Origin of the sequence: Streptomyces alkaliphilus (assembly GCF_014141535.1) — a bacterium.
Lineage (GTDB): Bacteria > Actinomycetota > Actinomycetes > Streptomycetales > Streptomycetaceae > Streptomyces > Streptomyces alkaliphilus.
The window spans coordinates 1-4,538 of sequence record NZ_VKHT01000386.1 but is presented as its reverse complement, the minus strand read 5'-3'; the positions used below and the strand labels follow the sequence as shown (position 1 = coordinate 4,538).

The following is a 4,538-nucleotide window of genomic DNA, read 5'->3' as shown; positions in this document are numbered from 1 at the left end:
AGCCGGGGCCGGGGGCGTGGTTCTCCCTCCCCCGCCCGGCCGACCGGTCGAGGCGGACCGGCCCGGCTCCCGGGGCGGTGGAGTCGGGCCGCGAGGGCGCCTCCCCCGCCCGGTCCGGCCGGAGCGGGGATCCGCCCGAACAACTCGCCGGAACCGGCCCCGGGGTTGTTCCGCCGGACCTGCCGGACCTGCCGGAGTCCTCGGAGTCCCCGGGCCCGGAGAACCCGGCGGAGTCCCCGGGCCCGGAGGGGCCGCCCCCCGGTCCGGCCGAGCGGGTCCCGATGGGCGCGGGGGCGGCGACCCCCTCGCGCCCGGTGCCCCTGCACCTGGCGCCGCCGGCCCGCCGCTGAGGGCTCCCTCTCGTCCCGACACCGTCCCACCCGCGTCGCCCCGACGGACCCCGGTCGCCGGGGCGACGCGGGTGTGCGGCAGAGTGGGGCGGACCGCCCGTCCGACCCGCCGGGCGGATCGGGACCACGGGCGGAGCGGACGGAACGGGAGTCGTCGACCATGGATTTGACCGGGGACGCGGAGACGGGGCCGCCGGCGCCGGAGGTGTGGGCGGCCTTCCGCGCGGCCCGGGGATTCATGCCCGAGGACGAGGGGCTGGCCCTGCACGCCGCGGCGGCGGGGGTCGCCGTGCGTCTGGGCCTGCCACTGCTGGAGATCGGCAGCTACTGCGGACGCTCCACGCTGCTGCTCGCCGAGGCCGCCCGCCGCGCGGACACGGTGGTGATGACGGTCGATCACCACCGGGGCAGCGAGGAACAGCAGTACGGCTGGGAATGGCACGACCCCGAACTGTGGGACCCCGCCGACGCGGAACTGCCGCCCGAGCGGCGCCGGACCGACACCCTGCCCTTCCTGCGGCGGACCCTCGGTGACCGCGAACCGGGCCTGGAGGAGCACGTGGTGGTGGTCGTGGGCCGCTCGCCGGTGGTGGCCCGGGTGCTGGGGCCGGGCGCCCGGTTCGGCCTGGTCTTCATCGACGGCGGGCACACCGACGAGCACGCCCGCGCCGACTGGGAGGGCTGGGCGCCCCAACTGGCCCCGGGGGGCCTGCTGGTGATCCACGACGTGTTTCCCGATCCGGCCGACGGCGGGCAGGCCCCGTACCGGATCTGGCGACTGGCGGTGGAGTCGGGTGACTTCTCCCCCGTCTCCACGACCGGGTCGCTGCGGGTGCTGCGCCGCCACGACGGGTGAACCGGCGGGTCGAACGACCCGCCGCCCGGGGTGAATTCCGGGCCGAAGACGCTTCCGCGGCCCTCCCCCCGGGCAGTACCGGGCAACGTCACGGGGGCATCACAAGCGTGTCGCCCCGGCAACAGTCCGCCCTCCCCCCGGGACCCGACGCGCGCCGATCCGTAGCATGGGGCCCGCCACCGCCCTGATCAGGCCATGACCACTCCGGGTCCGGTCGGAGCGCGGACGGGCCGACGGATCGATGACAACCGACTTCGACGAGGGACTAGACGTGAACAACCGCTCGCTCACACGAGGCGACGCAGTGGTGATCGGAGCAGCGGTCCTGCTGTTCATCGCCTCCTTTCTGAACTATTACAGCTTCCGCGGGTACGGCGGGGTCAGCGGGTGGCACGCCGACATCTTCCCCGTCCTGCCCTCCATCTTCCTGGCGGGCTTCATCGCCGCCGGCCTGATCGTCGGTTCGCGCTTCATGCCGCAGCCGATGCGGGAGCGCGACGTCCTGGGCCTGCGTCCGGAGCAGTGGGGCATCGCCCTGGCGGTGACCTCGCTGTGGGCCGCGTTCTGGGGCCTGATCGGTGGCCCGAGCGGCGGCTTCGGTCCCGGCAAGATCCTCGGTTTCCTCGCCGCGCTGCTGCTGGCGGGCGCCGCCGCGGCCACGCCGCTGGTGCCGGCGCTCCGGGCGCCGCTGACCGGGGGGCCGAAGCCGGCCGGCCCGCCCGCCGGACAGCAGCCGTTCGGTGAGCCGGGACAGCCCGGTCAGCCGCAGCCGGGACACCCCGGTCAGAACCCGCAGCCCGGTTACGGCTACCCGCAGCAGCAGACGGCCGGGGCCGCGCAGCAACCGGTGGGCGCACCGGGTGGTCAGCCGCAGCCGGGCGCGCCGGCCGGTGGGGGAAACCCTTCCTTCCAGCCCTTCTGGTTCGCGGTGCCGGCGCAGCGTCCGCTGTACGCCGAGGACGGTTCCTCCGGCCCGATCGCCGAACTCACCCCCGGTACCTGGTACCTGGCGGTCGAGCAGCGCGGTCAGGCGCTGGTGGCGCAGACGCAGGACGGTCGGCGGGGCGTGCTGCACGAGACCTCCGACATCCACCGCAGCTGACCTTCCGACGGCGGAGACCCGCCGCGGGGCGCCGGTCGCCGGAACACGCCGCGCGACCGGCCCACGATCATCACGGAGTCATCCGGCGCCGGCCGGGACGGCCCTTCCGGGACCCTCGGGGCCGTCCCGGCCGGTGCCGTTCCCGGTCGCGTCCACGGTCCCGTCCCCCGGCCCGCCCCCCGCGGTGAAGCGGTGTCCCCGGGGCGCGGGCAGGTCCGGGGGACCGGGCGTCCGGTCCGGGCAGCAGTCGGGCAGCGGGCCGTGGGGCAGATCGGCACCGCCGAAGACCGCCCGGGTGGCCGGGTCCCCGGTGAGGGCGGCCACCGCCAGCAGCACCGCGCCGGCCGTCCAGGAGGTCAGTTCCTCCGGCCACACCGCGCGGTCGGCGTAGACCCGCCCCGTCCAGTAGAGGCCGTCGCCGGCGCGCAGGTGCCCGATGGAGCGCAGGATCTCCTCCGCTCTCCCGGGCTCGCCCGCCACCCACAGGGCGAGTGCCAGTTCCGCGCTCTCCCCCCCGGTGACCCAGGGATTGGGGACCACGCAGCGCACCCCGAGACCGGGCACCACGAACTCCTCCCAGCGGGAGGCCAGTCGACTCCGGGCCTCCGCGCCGACGACGGCGCCGCCCAGAACCGGGTAGTACCAGTCCATCGAGTAGCGGGACTTGTCCAGAAAGCGCTCGGGGTGCCGGCGCACGGCGTGTCCCAGGGCGCCGGCGGCCAGTTCCCACTCGGGTCGCGTCTCCCCCTCCAACTCGGCCAGGCGCAGCGCGCAGCGCAGGGCGTGGTGGATGGAGGAGCATCCGGTGAGGAGGGCGTCGCGCACGGGGGTGCCGTCCGCCTCGCGCTTCCAGCCGATCCCGCCGTCCTCCCGGGCCAGACCGAGGACGAAGTCCACGGCTGCGGCCACCATCGGCCACATCTCGCGGCGGAAGGCGTCGTCGCCGGTGCTCAGGTGATGGTGCAGCACCCCGACGGCCGGATAGGCGCAGAAGTTGCTCTCCCGGGCACGGTCGGTGACCCGGTCGGCGTCCCCGTCCGCGTAGGCGGCGTACCACGAGCCGTCGGGCAACTGGTGGCGGGCGAGCCACCGGTAGGCGGCGGCCGCGCGGTCGTGCTCCCCGGCGGTGTCCAGCGCCATGGCCGCCTCGACGTGGTCCCACGGGTCGAGGTGGTGGCCGCGGAACCAGGGGATCGCGCCGTCCGGGCGTTGCAGGGCGACCAGCCCGGCGGTGGTGCGGGCGGCCTCCTCCGCGGTGAGCACGCCGGGCAGCGCGAGCCGTTCGAGCCGGTCGGGGAGTTCCTCGGCGGCCCTCACGTGCCGGCCGCCGCGCCCGCCGGGTCGGCCGCGCCGGTGACCTTCCCCGCGCTCCCGGTGTCGGGGCGCGCGGGGGCCGGGACGGCGACGCGGGGTTTGACGGCGTAGGCGACGAAGCTCTTGCCGATGAGGGGGTCCAGGGTCCGTTCGGCGATCCGGGTGGCCAGCGGCTTCTTCATGATGTCCCAGACCAGCAGCTTGTGGTACGCCCGTACGGGCAGCGCGCGGTCGTTGTTCACGCCGAAGGCGCACTTGAGCCACCAGTACGGCGAGTGCAGGGCGTGCGCGTGATGGGTGCCGTACGGGCGCAGGCCGGCGGCCCGGATCCGTCGCAGCAGATCCCGGGCCCGGTAGATGCGGATGTGTCCGCCCTCCACCTCGTGGTACTCGTCGGAGAGCGCCCAGCAGATCCGCTCGGGCCCGTACCGGGGGACGGTGATCGCGATCCGACCGCCCGGCCGCAGGACGCGGACCATCTCGGCGAGCACTCCGATGTCGTCGTGGATGTGCTCCATCACCTCGGAGATGATGACGACGTCGAAGCTCTCGTCGGGGAAGGGCAGGGCCAGGGCGTCACCCTCGATCGCCGTGGCCGAGGCCCCGGGGGGTGCCTCCCCGGCCTCCCGCATGGCCGCGAACCAGCGGGCGACCTCCCGGATCTCCTCACCGTTGCGGTCCAGCGCCACGACCCGGGCACCGCGCCGGTAGCACTCGAAGGCGTGCCGGCCCGCGCCGCAGCCCAGGTCCAGCACACGGTCGCCGGGGGCGAGCGGGAAACGGGTGAAGTCCACGGTCAGCACGCGGTCGACTCCTTGCTCGGGTTGCTCGGGTTGCTCGGAAGCCCGTGGTGACGCGGGGCGCGCCGACCGTCCGGGGCACGCCTCCCGAACCGGGGGCCCCGGGAGGGCGGGGG

4 protein-coding genes and 1 pseudogene are annotated in these 4,538 nt (G+C 75.5%); 3 read left to right on the top strand and 2 right to left on the bottom strand.

What is annotated here, in order from left to right; all coding sequences use genetic code 11:
• The 3 genes and pseudogenes from FNQ90_RS27370 to FNQ90_RS13515 form a co-directional block, all read left to right on the top strand.
• A pseudogene (locus FNQ90_RS27370) lies at positions 1-350 on the top strand (hypothetical protein); the annotation flags it as partial.
• Between the two features lie 160 nt (positions 351-510).
• Positions 511-1,206: a class I SAM-dependent methyltransferase gene (locus FNQ90_RS13520; protein WP_143621810.1), complete on the top strand. Its 696-nt coding sequence runs from the start codon at positions 511-513 to the stop codon at positions 1,204-1,206.
• A 241-nt stretch (positions 1,207-1,447) separates the two neighbouring features.
• Positions 1,448-2,308, top strand: coding sequence for a DUF5336 domain-containing protein (locus FNQ90_RS13515; protein ID WP_194432498.1), 861 nt, complete (start codon positions 1,448-1,450; stop codon positions 2,306-2,308).
• Between the two features lie 78 nt (positions 2,309-2,386).
• Here FNQ90_RS13515 and FNQ90_RS13510 read toward each other — a convergent pair whose 3' ends face one another.
• A complete protein-coding gene (locus FNQ90_RS13510) occupies positions 2,387-3,625 on the bottom strand; it encodes a prenyltransferase/squalene oxidase repeat-containing protein (protein ID WP_323379942.1) in 1,239 nt (412 codons plus the stop codon).
• Entirely contained in the window at positions 3,622-4,425 is an 804-nt protein-coding gene (locus FNQ90_RS13505; protein ID WP_143621814.1) for a class I SAM-dependent methyltransferase, read from the bottom strand. Before FNQ90_RS13505 ends, FNQ90_RS13510 begins: the two co-directional genes overlap by 4 nt.
• Between the last annotated feature and the right edge of the window lie 113 nt (positions 4,426-4,538).